Consider the following 20,698-nt stretch of genomic DNA (forward strand, 5'->3'; position numbering starts at 1 on the left):
CCTGTTCTAGGAGTCCGTTCCCCGCGTCGACACCGACCATCGGAACGGAAGCATGCCCGACCGGGCCACCAGGTGGGTACGAAAAAGGGCGGCCCGCCCCCGGCAAGAACCGGAAACGAACCGCCCTACGTCGCCCAGAGAATTTCGTGCTCCTTCGCCAGCAGACCGCCCTGACTACGCTTCGATAAGGCCCTTGGCCTCGGCCACGCATTCGGGGCACTGGCGCAGTTCCTCGTTGGCGGCACATTCGGCGCAGAAGAGCCGAAGGCTGCGGCAGGAAAGATTGGAGCAATTCTCGAATTTGTTCGTGGGGGAAGAGCAGCAAACGCATTGCCCGATAGTCACCGCATCGTCACTGAACTCCATGTGCATGCGCTTGTCGAACACATACAGTGATCCTTCCCACAATCCCTTGTCGCCATAGGTCTCCCCATAGCGCACGATGCCGCCCTGCATTTGGTAGACCTCGGTGAAGCCACGCTTGACCATGAGCGACGACAGCACTTCGCAGCGGATGCCGCCGGTGCAATAGGTGACGATCGGTTGGTCCTTCATGTCGTCGTACTTGCCGGATTCGATCTCGGCAATGAAGTCATGGGTCGTTTCGACCTCTGGCACGATCGCGTTCTTGAACTTGCCGATCTGGGCTTCGAAGGCGTTGCGCCCATCGAAGAAGAGGACCTCTTGGCCGGCGGCCTTCTTTGTTTCGACGAGCTCATGCAGGGCCTCGGGCTTCAGGTGAATTCCTCCGCCCACCACACCGTTTTCATCGACTTCCAACTCGCCGGGAGCGCCAAAGGAAACCACTTCCTCACGGACCTTTACCGAGATCCGGGGGAAGTCCGAGGCCGAACCCTCCGACCACTTGATATCCATTTTTTTGAACGCCGGATATTCCCGGGTGGCCTTCACGTAGGCCTTGACTTCCCTGATCTCACCCCCGACCGTTCCGTTGATGCCGTGGCTGGAGATGATGATGCGGCCGCGCAGGCCCCACCGCTCCAGCAGAGCTCGCTGCCACAGGCGCACGGCCTCGGGGTCGGCTAGCGGGGTAAAGGCGTAATACAAGACAATTCGGTTCTGCGACACGCTATTAAGGGTATGGCCTAGAATCCATATGGCGCACGTGAAGTGGCAACCATCACCGGGTGAACGCTGTGTTTCAAGGTTGCAACAGTTCGCCTAAATGCACGGCATGTAGGCAGTTCACGGGGTAGGGTCGGACTATGGGATCTTCTGCAAGCGATGAATTAATTGGTACATGGGTTACGGGCTGGGCTGGTGCACGAGGCTACGAGAGCAGGCACGAGGGCCGGGTCCATGCCGCCCTGCGCCATGACACCTCGGGCGACTGGGAGTACGTCATTTATGAGCCTTCCAATGAGGAATTGGTGGCCGTCGCAGAGACACTGCACAAGCACCCCAAGCGTCGCCTGACGGCGTTCGCCAATGAGACCTCCACGCTGATAGACGCGGCCGGCGCAGCTGGACTCAAGGTGCTCAATTCCGATGAGGTCCTGATGGTCACGGAGATGAGCGGCCACGATGTCGAGGAACCGCGACCTGCCGACGGATTCTCCTTCCAGATCGAACGCGACCAGGCACACGCCTACGTCTCCATCCATCCGGACGAGGACCCCCAGGTGGTTGCCGCCAGCGGTCACGTGTCCGCGGTGAACGGCTACGCCATCTTTGACCGCATCATCACCGCACCGGATTTCCGCCGCCGCGGCCTGGGCAGCCTGACCATGCGCGCATTGGTCTCTCTTGCCTTGGAGCATGATGTCGAGGAGGGATTGTTGATCGCCAGCATCGACGGACAGCAGCTCTACAAGTCCCTCGGTTGGACCGATCTGGGTAACGTCGTGCTCTTTGAAGGACGCCAGGAGTCCTAGCCGGCTCCGACGCCTCTAAGTGGTGGGTCTCGCTGATGCGAGGCCCACCACTTTCTTTGTGCCTTGTCCACCGGAGGTTCCCGGTGATGCCACAATGAAGCAGTGAACGCATACTCGGAACAGATCGCCCTGCTGGGCCACGGGCCAACGCCCCAGGCGCTGCTCCATTCCCGGATCATAGAGGCCAGAGAGGCGTTGTCCGGCCCATGGCCGGACTGGGTGCACCCGGAGGTGCGGAGCGCCTTTGAACGCACCGGAGTGTCCACCCCTTGGCTGCACCAGGTTCAGGCCGCCAACCTCGCCCACGAGGGCCACCACACCATCGTCGCGACCGGCACCGCCTCGGGCAAGTCATTGGCCTACCAGCTTCCCGCCCTCAACGCGATCCACACCTCCTCCCTGGAGAACCAGGCCAGCCTGATCCCGAACGACGCCACGGTGCTCTACCTGGCACCCACCAAGGCCTTGGCCGCCGACCAGCTCAAGGCCATCGAGGGCTATTCGCTGTCCACCGTGCGGGCCGCCAGCTACGACGGGGACACCGAGGTCTCGGCGCGTCGCTGGATCAGGGACCACTCGAACTTCATCCTCTCCAACCCCGACATGCTGCACTTCGGGATCCTGCCCAACCACACTTGGTGGGCCCGGGTGCTGCGCCGGCTCAAGTTCGTCGTCATTGACGAGGCCCACTCCTACCGCGGGGTCTTCGGGTCCAACATCGCCAACCTGCTGCGCCGACTGCGCCGGATCTGCGCACATTACGGAGCCGACCCGGTGTTCATCGGCGCCTCCGCGACCAGTGCTGACCCGGCGGCGTCCTTTTCCCGGCTCATCGGTGCCCCGGCCAACGAGGTCACCAACGACTTCTCCCCCAAGGGCGCGGTGACCATTGCCCTGTGGGAGCCGCCACTGACCGAGCTGCACGGGGAAAACGGTGCGCCTACACGCCGCACGGTCATCGCCGAAACCTCAAACCTGCTGGCCAACCTTGTCTGTTCCCACGTGCGGACCCTGGCGTTCATCAAGTCCCGGCGCGGCGCCGAGACCATTGCCACGATCACCCGCTCCATGGTGGACCAAGTCCATCCCTCGCTTCCCGATCGGGTGGCCGCATACCGTTCCGGGTACCTGCCCGCCGAGCGTCGGGAACTTGAAAACGCGCTGCGCAACGGGACCCTGCTCGGGGTGGCCTCGACCTCGGCCCTGGAACTGGGCATTGACGTGGCGGGGCTCGACGCGGTGCTGGTGGCCGGCTGGCCCGGGACCCGCGCCTCGTTCTTCCAACAGATCGGCAGGGCCGGACGCGCCGGCCAGGACTCGCTCGCGGTCTTGGTGGCCAGCGACGACCCACTGGACACCTATTTGGTCAACCACCCCGAGGCCATTTTCGAGGCCGGAGTCGAGGCCACCGTCTTTGACCCGGAAAACCCCTACGTCCTCTCCGGGCACCTGTGCGCCGCCGCCGAGGAACTCCCGCTGCGTGTCGAGGACCTCGCCGCCTTCGGCCCGAGTGCACACGGCCTTCTGGACTCGCTGGTGGAAAGGGGGTTCCTGCGCCGCCGCCCGGCCGGCTGGTTTTGGACGCACCCCGAGCATGCCGCGTCCATGGTGAACCTGCGAGCCGATGGCGGCGGGCCGGTAAGCATCATCGAAACCGACACCGGGGCGTTGCTGGGCACCATGGACTCGCCGCAAACCCATTACCAGGCGCACAACGGCGCCATCTATGTGCACCAGGGTGCCACCTACGTGGTCGACGAGCTCAACGAAACCGACCACTGCGTCATGGTCACCCGGGCCAACCCCGACTTCTACACCCAGGCCCGGGACATCACCACCGTCGAGGTCATCGAGAACGACCGATCCGACGCTTGGGGGCCGATCACCGCGAACTTCGGCGATGTGGTGGTGACCACCCAGGTGGTTTCCTTCCAACGCAAGTCGGTCATGAGCAACGAAATCCTCTCCGAGGAGCCACTCGAACTGGAAGCGCGGGACCTGCACACCAAGTCGGTGTGGTTCACGATCCCGGAGAAAAGGTTGTTGGCGGCCGGGATCACCCCGGAGGAATTCCCCGGCTCCCTGCATGCGGCCGAACATGCCGCCATCGGGTTGCTCCCACTGGTGGCCTCGAGCGATAGGTGGGACATCGGCGGGGTGTCCACCGCCTTGCACATGGACACCGGGATGCCAACGATTTTCGTGTACGACGGGCACCCCGGCGGCGCCGGATTTGCCGAGCGCGGCTTCGACAAGGCGCGCATCTGGCTCGGCGCCACGCGGGACGCGATCGCCGCCTGCGAATGCGCCACCGGGTGCCCCTCATGCGTGCAGTCCCCCAAATGCGGGAACAAGAACAACCCGCTGGACAAGGCCGGGGCCGTCCGCCTGCTCACGGCCATCCTGCAGGAAGCCCAGCGGGCGGCCGGGCCTGTCCTGGAAGGATAGGCCCGTACCGCCCGCCGTGGTTCACCGGCGCAGGCTCACGGCCCGCGCCAGGGTTGCGGCGGCGGTCCGGCCCGTGCCACGGACTTGGCTCGGGTCACCGGCGGCAGCCAGCCCACCGGGGAGACCGCCACATGGACTGCCACGGTCACGACTTCCCCGCCCTGCCCCTGCCGCGAACAGCTGGTCAGGGTGGCAGCGTTGGCCCTGGCGGTGCTGGCCGCGACACCGCACGGGTCCCCCGGCAGCAGTCGGCGGGCGGCGTCGGCGGCGGCAAGGGCAGCCAGGTCCGCCGCCGTTCCCGCCTTGGCAGCGGCCTGGGCGACTGCGGTGAACATCAGCACCACCACCAGCGCCAGCGCAGCCACACACACCACGGACAGCATGAGCACCGTGCCGCTGCCGCGCTGGGCGTGGAGCCGGGCCGGGCTCATGGCTGCTGCTCCGTGCGTGCGCTGGCCTCGGCCCGCAATTCGACCTCGCCAAGCAGCGGCAAGATCACTCCGGAACGAACCACGACATGGCCGTAGCCGCCACCCTGGCCGCAGCTGACGCTGATCCGGGCCCCGGCAATGCGATGCGCGGTGCCGACCGCCTCGCCGGGGTCTGAACCGCGCGCCAGTTCCCTGGCCGCGGCGCTGGCCGCCTGTTGGATGCGCACCTGTTCGCCTCCCACGGCCCCTGCCCCGGCGACCACGGCCAGCAATATGGCCACGGCGGGCATCAGCACAGCCACCTCGGCGGTGCTGCTGCCCGACTCTGAATGCCTGGCCATGGCGTTGGCCCCGTTCCTCTAGAAGGTCAGGGCCTGGCGGATCAGGCCCATCAGAAGTCCACGCACGTCCCCGCTGGAGAGGATGCTCACCAGCAGGCCGGCGAAGGCCACCGCGGCCAGCGTGACGATGGCGAATTCGGCGGTGGTGCTGCCTTCTTCGTCGTTCAGTACCCCGGCGGGCGGCTCGATGCAATCCTGCAGATCGATGTGGCCCGGGGCCGCGGCGATGTTGTTGTCCATGGTCTTGTCCTTTGCTTGTGCTTGTTGATTGGGTTGCTCCTGGAAGGGGACGGGACTGGCCGCCGACCCTGAAGTCGGACCGTGGGCGGCTCCCGGTTCGAGTGTGGGCGTTTATACCAGGGCCCCGGGAGGGTTCGTGGCCCGGCTGGGGATAACTGCGTCCGTCGGGTCCGATCCCCCGGGCGGAGGGCCGTGCCGCGGTGCGGTGCGGTGCGGTGCGGTGCGGGAAGGAAGAGCTCCACTAGAACTGTGGCATCAGGGAAATCACCACCGGCACCACGCCCAGGGCGATGAACGCCGGAAGCGCGCACAGTCCCAGCGGGATCACCAGCTTGATGCCGAACTCCGCGCCCCGCGCCTCGGCTTCCCTCACGCCGCGCTTGCGCGTGGCGGCGGCGGTGGAGCGCAACAGGGCCGCCGCCGGCGCGCCGGAGAGCTGTGTGAAGCGCAGTGTCTGCTCGAGTTCGCCGGCCGGCCCGGTGCTCTGGCCCCAGGCCCTGTCCCACCCGACGTTTAGGTCCAGGGCACGCGAGACACGCAGCAGGGACCCGTACCCCGGGACGTTGGTGCCGATGATCTGCAGCACGGCGCGGATCGGGAGCCCCGATTCCAGCAGCGTGGCGCACATTTCAAGCACCAGCGGCACCGGTTCGGCCGGAGCCTCCGGGCCGTTCCGGGCTATCGTCGGCATCCCGCCGCGTCTGCGGGCAGGGGACCTGGAGGGTGCGGAAATCCCGATCCACACCGCGGCCCCGGCCAGCAGCACCGCGGCCAGTGCGCCGATCACGAGGGCACCTTGTTGGTGATGGCGCGCAACATCCGCGCGCACCAGAAGCGGTTGCCGAGCCACAGGCACACCCCGCAAACCAGCGCCACCCGGCCCACCGAATGAGTCGTGAGCACCGCCAGCGGATTGATGCCCAGCAATTGGCCCAGCCCCACCCCGATCCCTGGCAGGTAGGTCAGCAGCCGGCTCGTGGCCCGCGGTCCGGCGAGCGCCGCATCAAGGGCTCGGTGCATGTCGGCGGCGGTCTCGGCTTCCTCGGCCAGGGTGTCCAGCAGCTCGGCGAGCGCCGCCCCCGATTCCTCGCTGATGGCAAAGCACCAGGCCAGGCGCCTCCACAGCCGCGCGTGGTCCGGGTTTGCTGCCGAGTGGGCAGCCAACCCTTCCTGCAGGGTCCCGCCGGTGCGCCATTGGGCCAGGGCCCGGGTGCAGCCGGTGTGGATGTCGGAAGCGGTGCGGGTGGTACCCGTGGCCCAGATGGTTGTCAGCATCCCGAAGGCGGCAGCCGGGCTGGTGCCGGCGCGCAGCATGGCGGCGAGCTGGCGAACCAGCTTGGCGTATTCCTCGGCATCGGTGGCCAGGTTCGCCCGGCGGCGGCGCCCCCGGTCCGGGCGGGCCCCGGCACCCGGTGGCCGGCTGTCTGGCGTTCCGGGGGTCAGCGACAGCCAGGTCGCGGCCCCCAGCAGGAGCACCGCGCAGGCGAGGATCACCATGGGCTTGCCTCCCCCGCAGCCTTCAACCGGGTCCTGAACCAGGCAAGCGCTTCGGGGTCGCTGTCCCCCGTCCCGGTTTCCCGGATCATGCGCACCGCCAGCGTTCCGGACTCGGTGAGGATCACCCTGCCCAGCTGGACGGGGCTGCGGGCGCCGGTGGCCGGATCCCGCCAGACGTGGATGAGCACGTCCAGGGCGCTGGCCGCCTGCAGCGCGGTGGCGGCCGCGTCCATGGACGCCAGTGCCCCCATGGCGGCCAATCGGGCCGGGACCGCGTTGACGCTGTTGGCGTGCACCGTGCCGGCGGCCCCCTCGTGGCCGGTGTTCATGGCGCCGAGGAATTCGCGCACCTCCGCTCCGCGGCATTCGCCGACCACCAGCCGGTCCGGGCGCATGCGCAGCGCCTGGCGCACCAGGGTGTCCATCCCAATCTCGCCGGCGCCCTCCACGTTCCCGCCGCGGCTTTGCAGGCCCACCAGGTGCGGGTGCGACGGGGCGAGTTCCTGGGAGTCCTCGACCACGACGATCCTCTCGTCGCCCGGCACCCGGGCGAGCATGGCCGCCAGCAGCGTGGTCTTTCCCGCCCCGGTGCCGCCGGAGACCAGGAAATTCAGCTTCGCGGCCACGATGGCCCCCAGCGCGGCCAGCCAGCCGGGGTCATCGACGAGCGTCTCCAGCCGCTGGTTCCGGTTGCCCTTGATGCGGATGGACAGCAGCGGCCCGCCGGTGGAGATCGGTGGCAGCACCGCGTGGATGCGGTAGTTGCCCAGGGAGACGTCGACGAAGGGTTGCGCGTCATCCAGCCGCCGTCCCCCGGCCGCCGCCAGGCGCACTGCAAGGGCACGGATCTGCCCGGGGTCCGTAAAGCTGAGCTCGGAGGCGTGCAGCCCGGCACTCCCGTCCACCCAGACCCGCCCGTTGGCGTCGATGAGGATGTCGGTGGTTCCGGGGACCTGGGCGAGGCGTTCGAGGATCCCGAGACCGTGGATGTCGTCGCTGAGGCTGCGCAGCATCTCGGTGCTGCTCGCCGCTCCCATGACGCGTCCGGAGGCCCGCACCGCCGAGGCCAGGTCCACTTCGCTGAGCCCTCCGCCCTGCCCCATGGCCCGCAGCCTGACCTCCTCCAGGACCCCGGCCGGGGCGGACGGTGCCGGTGGCGGGGCCGGCGACCGGGCTTCCCAGCGCCTCCGCCCGCGGCGTGCGCTCCCCGCCGGCGGCGCCGGGGTTGCGTCGGGCCCGGACCCGCTCATGCCGCCTGCCCCGCTTCCGTTGCTGGCCCCTGGCCCAGCAGTGCCACGGTGCGGCGCAGCGAGCGTCGCACCAACACGTTCATCAGCGATCCCTCCGTTGCACCGCGGCCGATGGCGCGGCTGGGCGCGAAGTATCCTCCGAGCTCGATTCCCGCCCGTTGGGCCAGCAGGCGCGTGTCGGTCCCGGAGGCGAGCTTGCCCGTGAGGATCAGCCTCCAGTCCCCCGCGCGCTCCCCCAGCCGCCGGCCGGTGCCGGCAGCCGCGTTGCCGGAGCGGGCCGCGAGCAGCAGCAGCCGGGTGTCGGCCAGCGCCGCCATGGACGCCGGGACCCCGGTGACGTGCCCGGCGTCGATGACAATGTGGTCGTAGATGCGCCGGGAGGCGGCCAGCACCTCGGCCAGCAGGGCCTCGGAGGGCACGAAGCACCCCGGGTTCCGCACCCAGGAAAGCACCGCGGTGCCCTGGGCCAGCGGGAGGATCTCGGCCAGCTGGCCCGGGGAGAGCTGGCCGCGCGAGTTTTCCAGGTCCTCCCAGCCCAGCCCGTCGGGTTCCCGCGGCTTGAGCACCGGCCACAACCCGGCCGAATGCGGGTCAGCATCGAGCAACAGGGTGCGGGATCCGTCCAGCGTCGCGGTTGCGGCAAGCAAGGCGGCGAAGGTGCTGGTCCCTGCCCCGCCGCCGGCACCGGCGACGAGGGTGAGGTGGGCGCGCCCGGAGTGAAGCCCCAGTTCGCCCAGGTATTCCCCGAGCCAGGCCGCGGCCGCCGGCAGCACCGCCACGCGGGCCCCGGGGCAGGTGGCGGCCGCGCGCCAGAGCACGTCCTGGTGTTCCTCGGCCCCGACCAGGATCAGCGTCGAGGCAGCCAGCCGGGACCCGATTTCCCCCACGGCGTCCTGGCCCACCAGGATCACCTCGTCCCGGTGGGCCGCTGCCTGTTCCACGTCCCTGCACGGCAGCAGCTGGACCCCGGCACCCACGGCAATCGAGGCCAGCACCTGGGCCAATTCCACGTCGCGGCTCAGCAGGATGCAGCGCGCCAGTTCCGCAGGCCTGGCCCCCGCACGAATCCCGGGAACGTCTGCGGAAACCGTGTGTTGCCCGTCGACAGGTTCCGGCGCCGGGACGGGTTCCTGTTCCCGCAACGGCTCCGGCACCAGGGAAGGACCCGGCACCTGGGCAGGTCCCGGCTCGCGGAACGGTTCAGGCGCCCGGGCATCCTGCCGGGCGCGGGCTGCCCGCAGTGCCGGAAGTTGCAGGGTTCGCTGGCCTGCCCCGGGCAACCGGGCCACAAATCGCATCTCGTCGCTCATGCCTTCCAGCGTGGTCCCCGCCCGGTTCCGGGGTGAAGCCCCCCGGCTGCAGGCGGAGGACAACCACGCCCGGGCCCGAATGCCCGATGTGCGGGAAAGCGGGAAAGCTCGCATCAGGGGCGAGGTCGGGGGCGGGGCCGGGAAAGAAACTGCGAGAATGGAGCGTGCAGCAATTTGCGGTAGTGGCCTCCCACTCCATGTCCCAGCCCGAGTCCGAAGCCGGATCGGCCACCGCCGTGGTGCAGCTCGTCGATGCCGCGGGCACCGCCCTGATGCCACCGGTGCAGGTGTACGGCAATTCCCTTCCGGCCGTGGTGGCGGAGCTGGAGGCCACGAGGAAGCCGCGCTGGGTCTTCGACTCGGTGCATTCCTGGTACCCGGGACTGCTGGCCGCCGGGGTGCACATCGAGCGCGTCCACGACGTGTCACTGGTCCGTGCCATCCTGCGCAACGCGCCCCATGCGGTGCACGGCGACTACCTCGAGTCCATCCGCCGCCTGGCGGATCCCTCCACCGCCGCCCCCGCACACCTCTTGCCTCCGGCCCGGGTCTCGGAGAACCAGGGAGAGCTGTTTTCCGAACCCAAGAACCAGGCCGGGGCCCTGGAAAACGTGCTGGCCGAGTTCCTGGCGCAACGTGCCGCGGTGCCGGATTCGGAGCGCGGGGCGCGCCTGGGCCTGTTGCTGGCGGCCGAGTCGGCCGGCGCGCTCATCGGCGCCGAAATGACCCATGCGGGGGTGCCCTGGGACGTCGCGGAGCACCACCGGCTGCTCACCGAGGCGCTGGGCCCGCGCGTTCCTGCAGGGGTGCGCCCGCCGCGCATGGAGGTGCTGGCCGCCGAACTGCGCCGCCTGCTCGATGCCCCCGCGCTGAACCCCGATTCGCCGGCCGAGCTGCTCAAGGCCATGAACCGGGCGGGGATCGCGGTGTCCAACACCCGGGCCTGGGAGCTGACGGAGCTCAAGCACCCGGTCATCGAGCCGCTGCTGGCCTACAAGAAGATCGCCCGGCTGGCCAACGCCAACGGCTACGCGTGGGTGGACCGCTGGGTGCGTGAGGGGCGCTTCCGCCCCGAGTACATCGTCGGCGGGGTGGTCACCGGCCGGTGGGCCTCCCACGGCGGCGGGGCGCTGCAGATCCCGCACCAGGTCCGCTCGGCGGTGCGCAGCGATGCGGGCAAGGTGCTGGTGGTGGCGGATGCCGCGCAGCTGGAGCCGCGCATCCTGGCCGCCCTCTCCCGCGATGACGCGCTGGCCACCGCCGCCCGCGGCCAGGACCTGTACCGGGGCATTGCCGATGCCGGGTTCGGCGGGGACCGGGCCCACGCCAAGATCGCGATGCTCGGGGCGATGTACGGGGCGACGACCGGGGAATCGGGCCGTCTGATGCCCAAGCTCAAGGCCACCTACCCGCGGGCAGTGGGGCTGGTGGAATGGGCGGCGGCGCAGGGCGAGGCCGGGGCCGGCGTCTCATCCTTCCTGGGCCGCGGCACCCCTCCGGCGCCCGAAACGTGGCTCAAGGCCAGGTCGCGGGCCTCCTCGGAGGCCGAGCAACGCGCGGTGGAGGCCGAGGGCCGGTCCCGCGGACGCTTCACCCGAAACTTCATCGTCCAGGGCACGGCGGCCGAGTGGGCGCTGTGCTGGATGGGCGAGCTGCGCAGGCGGTTGAACGCGGGCCGGGAGGCAGGCATCGACCCCGGCCAGTTGGTGTTTTTCCTGCACGACGAGATCATGCTCCATGTCCCTGCCGAGCAGGCCGAAACCGTTATCCAGCTGGTGCACGAGTCGGCCAGGGCCGCCTCCGCGCTGCTCTTTGGGCAGATCCCGGTGGATTTCCCCGTCACCGCGGTCATCGTGGATTCCTACGACCAGGCCAAGTAGAGCGGGGTTGGTGGGTGGGTAGTTGCTAAGGTGCGCGCCGCCCGCCGACGGCCACCTGCACCTCGCGGTCCGCATCCCAGGGCAGCGTCCAGCCCAGGTCGTTGAAGATCCGATCCAGCAGGATCCCGGTGAAGCCCCAGATGAAGCCGCCCGCCACGTCGAAGGCGGGGGCGCAAAAGCGCTGCCCGTCGCGCTGGATCACCGAGGAGACCCGGTTGGCCGGATCCAGCAGGTCGGCCACCGGGGCCCGGAAGACGGTGGAGGATTCGGCGGTGTCCACCACGAACACCTCCGAGGTCTGGTGCCACCAGCCGATGACCGGGGTGACGATGAAGTTGGTGATGGGCAGCTCGGCATCGGGCAGCACCCCCAGGATCTCCACGCCCGCCGGATCCAGCCCCGTCTCCTCTTGGGCCTCGCGCAGGGCCGCGGCGATCGCGTCGTCGTCCTCCGGATCCACCTTGCCGCCGGGGAAGGCGACCTGGCCGGCGTGCTTGCGCAGCGTGTCGGCGCGGGTCACGAAGAGCACGTCAAGGTCCTCGTGGACCGACTTCACCCCGGTGGCCGCCGGCACGTCGTCAAGCCGGCCGAAGAGGATCAGCACCGCCGCGTGCCTGGCGGTGGCGGGATCCAGCGGGTTGAACACCCAGGTGTTCGGCATCTTGGTGGCAGCTTCCGGACCGCGGCCGGAAAGGTGCGCCTTGGCCTCGATCATCGCCAGCAATTCGCTGCGTACGCTCATGCTTCCAAACCGTACCCCTCGGTGCGCAGCTCGCGGCGGGTGGCCCCGGCACGCATCCTGGCCGCAAGCTCCTCGCGCCCCGGCGCCAGCTCGTACTTGAGCAGTTTGAGGGCCTTCACCTCGTCGGTCTCGCCCTCCCCGTAGGCGGGGCAGAGCGTGGTCAGCGGGCAGGCGCCGCAGGCGGGCTTGCGGGAGTGGCACACGCGCCGGCCGTGGAAGACCACGCGGTGGCTGAGCATGGTCCAGTCCCCGGGCTCAAAGAGCGCACCGACCTCGTGCTCGATCTTCACCGGGTCGGACTCCTCGGTCCAGCCGAAGCGGCGGGCCAAGCGCATGAAGTGCGTGTCGACGGTGATGCCCGGGACCCCGAAGGCGTTGCCGAGGACCACGTTGGCGGTCTTGCGCCCCACCCCTGCGAGTGTCACCAGGTCCTCCAGACGCCCGGGAACCACGCCGTCGTATTCGTCGACGATGCGCGTGGACAGCGCCAGCAGCGAGTTGGACTTGGCCCGGAAGAACCCGGTGGAACGGATCAGCTCCTGCAGCGCCTCGGGTTCCGCCTGGCTCATGGCCAGCGCGTCGGGATACGCGGCAAAGAGCGCCGGGGTGATCGCATTGACGCGCACATCGGTGGTCTGGGCCGAGAGCACCGTGGCCACCAACAGCTCGAAGGCGTTGGTGAAGTCCAGCTCGGCCACCGCGTACGGGTAGGTTTCGGCCAGCACCCGGTTGATCTTCCGGGCCCGGCGCTTGCGCCCGAGCGGGGTTTCGTCGGTGTGCACGCCTATTTTTCCGGGAACTGCAGGTCGTCCAGGTTGCGCAGCACCGCTGGCCGGCCGTCGGCGAGGTTGATCAGGTATTCGGTGCCGCGGTCCTCCAGGCACAGGATCCAGGTCCCCGGGTTGAGCGTGGCCACCGTTGCGCCGTTGGCCGGGTGGAAGACGGGGCGCGTGTGGTTAAGCGCAAACCAGAAACTGGCGGCTTCCTCGTCATGGCCGTCATGCCCGTGGGCCTCGGCCTTGGCCCCGAAGGAGGACTCGGCCTCCGCCTTGGCGCGTTCGACAGCTGCCTGGTGCGCGGCGATGTCGGCCCGCGAGAGGGCGGCGGTGGCCTTGATGTCGGTACCTGCCCGCGGCGTGGCCATGGTGGCCGGGTGGGCGGAATCCTCCGGCGCGGCGTCCTCGTGCCGGGGTTCCTGTCCGGACTTTGCCTCGGCTTCATTCCCGCCGCGGTTCGCCCCGGGCTTCGAGGATTCCTCCCCGGCGGCGTCGGACGAGGGTCCCTTTGGCTTTGCAGCCGTGGTTGATGGCGCGGTGCCGCCATATGCCGCCTCCGCGGCGGTTCGCTGTTCGTCGCCGGCAGCGGACTCGGCCTCGGTCTCGGCCTCCGGGGCGTCCTCGGCCTCGGCGACCGATTTCCATGCCGTGAGCGGATGCGCCGCGTCCGTCTTGTCGTGATTGCCATCGATCGACGAGCTGTCGTTCCGGGGCTGTTCTGCCCGGCTCCCTGTCGGCAGTGCGTCCGATTTCGGTGCGGGGGCCTCGGCCTTGCCGGCGATCGGCGCCCCGGTGTTCACCGCTGCCGGGGCCGCTTGCACGGCGCCCTTTTCATCGGCGGCGTCGGAAAGATCGGCCGCAGCTTTCTGGCGCTGCGCAGCCGCGAGGGAAGAATCCTGGGGCTGGGCCTTCTTGTCCGATGCGGGGCCCGCCGCTGCCGCAACACCTGCGCTCGGGGCGGCGGCACCTGAACCTGCTACGGCGCCGGCTGCGGCCGCGGGTGCCGCGGCGGACGCGGTTTCCCAGCGCCCCTCGGGCTTGCCGGTCACGGGCGTGCCGGGACGGCCTGCGGAAGCGGTGTGGGCGCTGCTGGCGCCGAAGCCTTCGGATTCAGTGGCCCGCGCCGCCGGTGCCTTGGTGGCCTGCGCCACCGGGTACACGTCGGCCCCGAGGACCGAGTCGCCGCCGGGCACGAAGTCGCGGCGGAAGATCCCCAGGTAGGTGGCAAGCGTGGTGCCGGCAATCATGGCCAACGCACCGAGCAACCCGAGCAGGTACGCCGGCGACATGGAGGCCACATAGGAGTTGAAGAAGTAGGCGGCGGCGAAGATCGCCACCACGGAACTTGCCTGGTCAAGGCTCAACGAGGCAACGCGGACGCGGGTGCGGCCGGTGAGCCGGCGCCAGAGGAACCCGGCGGCAACAAGCAGCGGCAGCAGCAGCGAGACAAAGAGGTGGAAGGGCAGGCCAGGGAAGATCCACATGTTCACCGAGACGGACTTGGTCCACGGGATCGGGACCAGCGATCCCACGAGCACCAACACCCCGCCGATCACGACGAGGGCATCGCGCATCGAAAGCGGCCCGATGACCGGCTTGAGCGCGTGTCCGGGCTGCGAACCCTGTGCCTTTGCGTGCACCTTATCCATGTGAAGACTCCGCTTCTGCTAGGTGTTGCGTTCTGTCCCTGCACCGGCACCCGGCATGCGATCCCGCGGCACCCGTGGATCGGGCGGCCGGTGTCCGGGTTCCGCGGGAGAGACAACTGCTACTGACAACCCTATCCGCGCGTGCGCACAACCGGCGTGTTTTGGCACACCGGGTCGCCTTCCGCGTGGTGCCGGCCGCGCTGCGGCACGACGACGCCGCAGTGCGCACCAGCGGGCCGGGCAGCTGTGGGGGGCGGCAGTCCGGCCATGGCCGCCTTCCGGCTACCACTGAACGTGAACCGAATGCCGTTCGGCGCACAATCACCACCCTCCGCTGTCATATTTGTGACGGGCCGCACCCCCGCCCGCCAGACGGCTGTAACCTGAATCACAAGACCCACATGATTGTTATTGGAAGGACCACGCCCCGTGTCGGACACCCACACCCCCACGCTTGACAACCTCTCGCACGAAACCCGCTCCTTTGCCCCGAGCGCGGAGTTCACGGCGAACGCCATCGCCAAGCCGGAACAATACGATGCCGCCGCCGCCGACCGCCTGGGCTACTGGGCCGATCAGGCCCGCAACGTCTTGACCTGGGACACCGACTTCACCGAGGTCCTGGACTGGTCCGAGGCGCCGGTGGCCAAGTGGTTCGCCGACGGCAAGGTCAACGCCGCCTACAACGCGCTTGACCGCCACGTCGAGAACGGGCTCGGCGACCGCGTCGCCATCCACTTCGAGGGCGAGCCGGGCGACACCCGCTCCTACACCTACGCCCAGCTCACCACTGCCGTGAAGCAAGCGGCCAACGCCTTCGAGTCCCTCGGCGTCGCCAAGGGCGACCGCGTCGCCGTCTACCTGCCGATGATCCCGGAAGCCGTGATCACCATGCTGGCCTGCGCCCGCATCGGCGCCATCCACTCGGTGGTCTTCGGCGGCTTCTCCGCCGACGCCCTGCGCTCGCGCATCGACGATGCGCAGGCCAAGCTCGTGGTCACTGCCGACGGCACCTGGCGCCGCGGCAAGCCCTCGGCCCTGAAGCCGGCGGTTGACGAGGCCCTGGCGAAGGAAGGCCACAGCGTGCAGAACGTGTTGGTGGTCAAGCGCAACGGGCAGGACGTCGCTTGGAACGATTCGCTGGACAAGTGGTGGTCCGACGTCGTGGACACCGCCTCCGCCGAGCACACCGCCGTGGGCCACGAATCCGAGCACCCGCTCTTCGTGCTCTACACCTCCGGCACCACCGGCAAACCCAAGGGCATCATCCACACCACCGGCGGCTACCTGGTCCAGGCCGCCGCCACGCACCGCGACACCTTCGACCTGCACCCCGAGTCCGACGTGTTCTGGTGCACCGCCGACATCGGCTGGGTCACCGGCCACTCCTACGTCACCTACGCGCCGTTGGTCAACGGCGCCACCCAGGTCATGTACGAGGGCACCCCTGACTCCCCGCACCAGGGCCGCTGGTGGGAGATCATCGAAAAGTACGGGGTCACCATCCTGTACACGGCCCCCACCGCCATCCGCACCTTCATGAAGTGGGGCAGGAGCATCCCGGATTCCCACGACCTGTCCTCGCTGCGAGTGCTCGGCTCGGTGGGCGAATCCATCAACCCCGAGGCATGGATGTGGTACCGCGACGTCATCGGCACCAACAACGGCAAGAACGGGGAACGCAAGGAACACCCGACCCCGATCGTCGACACCTGGTGGCAGACCGAGACCGGCGCCCACATGATCGCCCCGCTGCCCGGCATCACGGTAACCAAGCCCGGCTCCGCCCAAACGGCTGTCCCGGGCATCACCGTGGACGTGGTCGATGAGCTGGGCCAGTCCGTGGCCAACGGCCAGGGCGGCTTCCTGGTCATCCGCGACCCGTGGCCGGGCATGCTCCGCGGCATCTGGGGCGACATGGACCGGTACAAGGAGACCTACTGGTCCCGCTTCGAGGGCATGTACTTCGCCGGCGACGGCGCCAAGAAGGACGAGGACGGGGACATCTGGCTGCTGGGCCGCGTGGACGACGTCATGAACGTCTCCGGGCACCGGCTGTCCACCACGGAGATCGAATCCTCCCTCGTCGCCCACCCGTACGTGGCCGAGGCAGCCGTCGTCGGGGCCAAGGACGAGACCACCGGCGAGGCCGTAGTCGCGTTCGTGATCCTGCAGATCACCCCGCCCGAGGGCGAGGACGTCGTGGCCACGCTGCGCGCCCACGTGGGCAAGGACATCGGCCCAATCGCCAAGCCGCGCCACATCCTGGTGGTCCCGGAGTTGCCCAAGACCCGCTCGGGCAAGATCATGCGCCGCCTGCTCAAGGACGTCGCCGAGGGCCGCGAGGTCGGGGACGCCACGACCCTGGCCGACAACACGGTGATGACGCAGATCGCCGAGTCGATGCGCAAGTAGCGCACCGCCGGCCAAGCGTCGGCGGGCGGGGGAAGGCTTCGGGCCCTCCCCCGCCCGAGTCATTTAACCCGAAACCGGCTTGCCGCCACTGCCTGCACCGCGCAGTCTGCCTAAAGTGGATGCATGAGTGAAAACAGCACGCCGCGCATCTTGGTCCTCAACGGCCCGAACCTGAACCTCCTGGGCACCCGGGAACCGGAGGTCTATGGCCACGAGACGCTGAAAGACGTCGAGGCGCTGTGCCGCACCGCCGCCGCGGAGGCAGGCTACGAGGTGGATTTCCTGCAGTCCAACCACGAGGGCGTGCTCATCGACGCGATCCACGCAGCCCGCGGGACGGTCGCGGGCATCGTGTTCAACCCCGGCGCGTTCACCCATACCTCCGTGGCCCTGGCCGACGCCATTTCGGGCGTCCAGCTGCCGGTGATCGAGGTGCACATCTCCAATGTGCACCGCCGCGAGGCCTTCCGCCACCATTCCTACATTTCCCCGGTTGCAGCCTCCATCATTGTGGGCGCGGGGGTCAATGGGTATGTTTTGGGCATGAGGCAACTGATCCACCTCGCCGGGAAGTAACGCCGCCGGCGGGCCCGAATCCGTCAAGGGGGGGGGCAGTGACGATGGGGGCAGAAGTCGCACCCGACGTTGGCGTCGCCGCGCTCTACCTCGAATATGCGCACCGCTGGTTCACCGGGCACAGCGAGCTGTACCGGCAATGGGCCGAAGGGGTCGCCGCCAGCGAAACACTGCCGAAACTCATTGCCGGGCTGCCGGTGCCCAAGCGCCAGCCGAACCTGGTCTTTGCCGCGGCGCGCTTCCACGGGTGCCCCGACGAACCGTTTCCGCTCCTGGAAAAGTACCTCGGCACGCACTGGCCGGCGATCCGCCGGATCATCATGGGCCATGCCACCCAGACCAACGAGGCCGGACGCTGCGCCACGTTGCTGCCGGCCCTGGCACTGGTTGCGGAGCAGGAACGGCGCCCCCTGGCGCTGATCGAGGTAGGACCCTCCGCGGGCCTGTGCCTGTTGCCGGACCTGTACTCGTATTCCTACGACGGCGCCCCTGTGCTCGGCACCGGTTCCCCGTTGCTGCGCTGCGCCACCACCGGCAATCCCCCGATCCCGCGGACACTGCCCGAAATTGCCTGGCGGGCCGGGGTCGACCTGAACCCGTTGGACGGCACGGATCCGGACACCGTGGCGTGGCTGCGGGCCCTGGTCTGGCCGGGACAGGAGGCCCGGCTCGAACAGCTGGATGCCGCCCTGGCGACCTTGGCGGCACTGAAGTCCGGCGCCTTGAAAGGGGTTGCGGGGCCGCCGCTGCTCCTGGCCGGGGATCTGAACGAACGCGTTGCCGAGTTGGTCGCCGCGGCGCCGAAACAGGCGGTGCCCGTGGTCATGCACTCGGCGGTGCTGGCCTACCTGGACGAAGCCCGTCGATCCCGCTTTGCGCAGACGATCGCCAGTGTGGGCTGCCGCTGGATTTCCAATGAGGCGTTCTTCATGGATGCCTCGAACCAAACCCGGGAGGGTTGGGACGCGAACCACTTCACGCTGGCCCTGGACAGGGTTCCCCTGGCCCGCACCGGACAGCACGGGGCACAGCTCGACTGGCTTTGAACCCCGGGCCCCGCACCTGGCCGGCGCCCTCGTCGGCTAGTGCGGCGAGCAGGCTCCGGTGGGAACCGTTTCCCGGGAGTTTTCGGACTTGTCCAGTGCGGCATCGATCTCTTCAAGGGCCAGGGCATAGCCGACATCGGCACCGCCCTTGGCCTTGGCGAAGATCATGCCGACCACGCGGCCCTGGGAATCGAGCAAGGGCCCGCCGGAATTGCCCTGCTCGACCTTGGCTGCCACCTGGTAGATGCGCAGCGGCGTCGGTTCGGCTCCGTAGATATTTTGGATCGAAATGGTGCTCAAGGATTCGACCACCGCGCCCATGGCACGGAACGATCCGCCGCCGGGGTAGCCCAGGAATGCGGCGGTGTCCCCGCGGTCCAGGTCGTTGCCTCGCTCCAGCGGCTTCAGGCCAAGTCCGGGAACCTCAAGGACGGCGATGTCGGCGACGGAGTCGAAGTACACGACGCTTCCCGAGAGCACTTGCCCGTCCTGCGTTGTCACGGACGGCTCGGTGATCCCGGCCACCACGTGCGCGTTGGTCATCACCCGGTCGGGGGCGAAGACAAAGCCCGAACCGGACTGGTTCACGCCGCATGCGTAGGCGGTCCCGATGATCTTGACGACGGACCCCTCGGCGGCATCGATTCCGCTGCCCAGGTCTGCGGCCTCGGGAACGTCAATGGCGACCTTTGGGGCAAAGGGCTCAAAGAGCTCGGGGAGGGTCTGGCCCATGACCTGTGCGCGCGCCTGGGTGACGAAATTGGTGATGGGTTTCGGGGTCAAGTCCTGGATCGTGGTCAGGACCCGTGAGTCGGCGACTTGCTGGGAAACCCAGGGCACGCCCATGGTCGCGGCGGACAGCGCGATTGCGGAGATCACCAGGGCGGCCATTACGGTGTTGGCAACGCCGCCAAGAAACCTGTCGAAGGACTTCAGGACCGGGAAGTTCAGCCATAAGCGGATTCTGGATCCGATGGCCATGCCGATGCCCTGGCCAATCAAGATAAAGATCAGCCCGGCAGCCACAATCCAGAAGATTCGCCATCCCGGGTTCGTCACCCATGTCGATACCAAGGGGATTCCGTAGAAGGCGGCCGTTCCACCAGCCAGGAAACCAACGATCGCCCCGAGCGTGACAAAGAAGCCTTTACGCAGGCCAGAAGCCAAAAAGCTGATCAAAGAGATGATGAGCAACAGGTCCAACCATGTCAATCCCCACATTCAGTTTGGACTCCCGCCCTTCATACCGTGTTGCCCGGCCCAAAATGGGGGCTAAAACACTATTCGATGTCCCGAGTCTAGTCGGGGCACCTGTGGGATGCCCGCGATTCTAACCACATTTAGCCGCATTTGGCGTGTGGAAGCTGTCACATGGGCCAACCGTACGGCACAATTAGATGAGCGCTAACGACAGTTGACAGGAGATTTTATGGACATCGAGGTACTGCGCCGAGCACCACTCTTCGCTTCATTGAGCGACGAGGTGTTCTCTGCATTGACTGAAGAACTATCCGAAGTGGATCTGTCCCGTGGCGCCTCGGTGTTCCGCGAGGGCGACCAGGGCGACCAGCTCTACTTCATCGTTTCGGGCAAGATCAAGCTGGGGCGCACCTCCACGGACGGTCGCGAAAACCTCATTGCCGTTCTCGGCCCGGGCGAATTGTTCGGCGAAATGGCCCTGTTCGACCCGAGCCCGCGCAACGCCACCGCCACCGCCGTCTCCGAGACGCGTCTGGCCGGCCTGCGCCACGAAAACCTGCGCAAGGTCATCCTGACCAGCCCGGAGGTTTCGGTTCAGTTGCTGCAGGCACTGGCCTCGCGCCTGCGCCGCACCAACGAGTCGCTGGCAGACCTGGTCTTCTCGGATGTTCCGGGCCGTGTCGCGAAGGCACTGCTGGACCTGGCCGACCGCTTTGGTCGTCCGGCCACCGACGGCATCCTGGTTGCCCACGAGCTGACGCAGGAAGAACTTGCGCAGCTGGTCGGGGCATCGCGCGAAACCGTGAACAAGGCCCTGGCCGAGTTCGTGCAGCGTGGTTGGCTGCGTCTTGAGGCACGCGCCGTCGTGATCCTGGACATCCAGCGTCTGCGCCAGCGTTCACGCTAAAGCGCAACCGTGCACGAACGGGTGTGGGGGGGGGGGGCCCGGGGGGGGGCCCCCCCCCCCCCCCCGATAACCCCGGGGCGCCCCCCCCGGGGGTT

At 68.4% G+C, this 20,698-nt stretch carries 19 protein-coding genes; 7 read left to right on the forward strand and 12 right to left on the reverse strand.

What is annotated here, in order from left to right:
• Positions 1-174: 174 nt before the first annotated feature.
• Positions 175-1,089, reverse strand: coding sequence for a rhodanese-related sulfurtransferase (locus ACLQ7E_RS14385; protein WP_411733263.1), 915 nt, complete (start codon positions 1,087-1,089; stop codon positions 175-177).
• 137 nt (positions 1,090-1,226) lie between these two features.
• On the opposite strand from ACLQ7E_RS14385, the gene ACLQ7E_RS14390 reads away from it, so the two are divergent.
• Positions 1,227-1,895 carry a GNAT family N-acetyltransferase gene (locus ACLQ7E_RS14390; protein WP_411733264.1) on the forward strand — a complete coding sequence of 223 codons (669 nt, stop codon included), beginning with the start codon at positions 1,227-1,229 and terminating at the stop codon, positions 1,893-1,895.
• A gap of 102 nt (positions 1,896-1,997) precedes the next feature.
• Entirely contained in the window at positions 1,998-4,343 is a 2,346-nt protein-coding gene (locus ACLQ7E_RS14395; RefSeq protein WP_411733265.1) for a DEAD/DEAH box helicase, read from the forward strand.
• A gap of 35 nt (positions 4,344-4,378) precedes the next feature.
• On the opposite strand, the gene ACLQ7E_RS14400 is transcribed toward ACLQ7E_RS14395, so the two are convergent.
• From ACLQ7E_RS14400 to ssd, 7 genes are all read right to left on the reverse strand, one after another.
• Positions 4,379-4,774, reverse strand: coding sequence for an Rv3654c family TadE-like protein (locus ACLQ7E_RS14400; RefSeq protein WP_411733266.1), 396 nt, complete (start codon positions 4,772-4,774; stop codon positions 4,379-4,381).
• A complete protein-coding gene (locus ACLQ7E_RS14405) occupies positions 4,771-5,115 on the reverse strand; it encodes a TadE family type IV pilus minor pilin (RefSeq protein ID WP_411733267.1) in 345 nt (114 codons plus the stop codon). Before ACLQ7E_RS14405 ends, ACLQ7E_RS14400 begins: the two co-directional genes overlap by 4 nt.
• 18 nt (positions 5,116-5,133) lie before the next feature.
• Positions 5,134-5,355: a DUF4244 domain-containing protein gene (locus ACLQ7E_RS14410; RefSeq protein ID WP_411733268.1), complete on the reverse strand. Its 222-nt coding sequence runs from the start codon at positions 5,353-5,355 to the stop codon at positions 5,134-5,136.
• Between the two features lie 241 nt (positions 5,356-5,596).
• Complete coding sequence (locus ACLQ7E_RS14415) at positions 5,597-6,142, reverse strand: type II secretion system F family protein (protein ID WP_411733269.1); 546 nt, start codon at positions 6,140-6,142, stop codon at positions 5,597-5,599.
• Positions 6,139-6,852 carry a type II secretion system F family protein gene (locus tag ACLQ7E_RS14420; protein WP_411733270.1) on the reverse strand — a complete coding sequence of 238 codons (714 nt, stop codon included), beginning with the start codon at positions 6,850-6,852 and terminating at the stop codon, positions 6,139-6,141. Before ACLQ7E_RS14420 ends, ACLQ7E_RS14415 begins: the two co-directional genes overlap by 4 nt.
• A complete protein-coding gene (locus ACLQ7E_RS14425) occupies positions 6,846-8,102 on the reverse strand; it encodes a TadA family conjugal transfer-associated ATPase (RefSeq protein WP_411733271.1) in 1,257 nt (418 codons plus the stop codon). The genes ACLQ7E_RS14420 and ACLQ7E_RS14425 overlap by 7 nt, the downstream gene beginning before the upstream one ends.
• Positions 8,099-9,412: a septum site-determining protein Ssd gene (gene ssd / locus ACLQ7E_RS14430; protein WP_411733272.1), complete on the reverse strand. Its 1,314-nt coding sequence runs from the start codon at positions 9,410-9,412 to the stop codon at positions 8,099-8,101. The genes ACLQ7E_RS14425 and ssd overlap by 4 nt, the downstream gene beginning before the upstream one ends.
• A 164-nt stretch (positions 9,413-9,576) precedes the next feature.
• Here ssd and ACLQ7E_RS14435 point away from each other — a divergent pair, with 164 nt between their 5' ends.
• Positions 9,577-11,292: a bifunctional 3'-5' exonuclease/DNA polymerase gene (locus tag ACLQ7E_RS14435; RefSeq protein WP_411733273.1), complete on the forward strand. Its 1,716-nt coding sequence runs from the start codon at positions 9,577-9,579 to the stop codon at positions 11,290-11,292.
• A gap of 25 nt (positions 11,293-11,317) precedes the next feature.
• Here the strand turns inward: ACLQ7E_RS14435 and ACLQ7E_RS14440 are convergent, their stop codons facing one another.
• The 3 genes from ACLQ7E_RS14440 to ACLQ7E_RS14450 are packed head-to-tail and all read right to left on the reverse strand — an operon-like array spanning position 11,318 to position 14,459.
• Complete coding sequence (locus ACLQ7E_RS14440) at positions 11,318-12,034, reverse strand: NUDIX hydrolase (protein WP_411733274.1); 717 nt, start codon at positions 12,032-12,034, stop codon at positions 11,318-11,320.
• Positions 12,031-12,816 (reverse strand): endonuclease III, encoded by a 786-nt coding sequence (nth, locus tag ACLQ7E_RS14445; protein ID WP_411733275.1) that lies wholly within the window; start codon positions 12,814-12,816, stop codon positions 12,031-12,033. Before nth ends, ACLQ7E_RS14440 begins: the two co-directional genes overlap by 4 nt.
• A 2-nt stretch (positions 12,817-12,818) precedes the next feature.
• Entirely contained in the window at positions 12,819-14,459 is a 1,641-nt protein-coding gene (locus ACLQ7E_RS14450) for a hypothetical protein (RefSeq protein WP_411733276.1), read from the reverse strand.
• 429 nt (positions 14,460-14,888) lie between these two features.
• Between ACLQ7E_RS14450 and acs the strand changes: the two genes are divergently transcribed.
• From acs to ACLQ7E_RS14465, 3 genes are all read left to right on the forward strand, one after another.
• Positions 14,889-16,874 carry an acetate--CoA ligase gene (gene acs, locus ACLQ7E_RS14455; RefSeq protein ID WP_411733277.1) on the forward strand — a complete coding sequence of 662 codons (1,986 nt, stop codon included), beginning with the start codon at positions 14,889-14,891 and terminating at the stop codon, positions 16,872-16,874.
• Positions 16,875-16,997: 123 nt separating this feature from the next.
• Positions 16,998-17,450, forward strand: coding sequence for a type II 3-dehydroquinate dehydratase (gene aroQ / locus ACLQ7E_RS14460; protein ID WP_411733278.1), 453 nt, complete (start codon positions 16,998-17,000; stop codon positions 17,448-17,450).
• A gap of 44 nt (positions 17,451-17,494) precedes the next feature.
• A complete protein-coding gene (locus tag ACLQ7E_RS14465) occupies positions 17,495-18,496 on the forward strand; it encodes a DUF2332 domain-containing protein (protein ID WP_411733280.1) in 1,002 nt (333 codons plus the stop codon).
• 36 nt (positions 18,497-18,532) lie between these two features.
• On the opposite strand, the gene ACLQ7E_RS14470 is transcribed toward ACLQ7E_RS14465, so the two are convergent.
• Positions 18,533-19,690: a MarP family serine protease gene (locus ACLQ7E_RS14470; RefSeq protein ID WP_411733279.1), complete on the reverse strand. Its 1,158-nt coding sequence runs from the start codon at positions 19,688-19,690 to the stop codon at positions 18,533-18,535.
• A gap of 235 nt (positions 19,691-19,925) precedes the next feature.
• Here ACLQ7E_RS14470 and ACLQ7E_RS14475 point away from each other — a divergent pair, with 235 nt between their 5' ends.
• The gene (locus ACLQ7E_RS14475; protein ID WP_217390218.1) at positions 19,926-20,603 is read left to right on the forward strand and encodes a Crp/Fnr family transcriptional regulator; all 678 of its coding nucleotides are present in this window, start codon (positions 19,926-19,928) and stop codon (positions 20,601-20,603) included.
• Positions 20,604-20,698 lie beyond the last annotated feature (95 nt).

This window comes from Paeniglutamicibacter sp. (genome assembly GCF_046714615.1).
GTDB lineage: Bacteria > Actinomycetota > Actinomycetes > Actinomycetales > Micrococcaceae > Paeniglutamicibacter.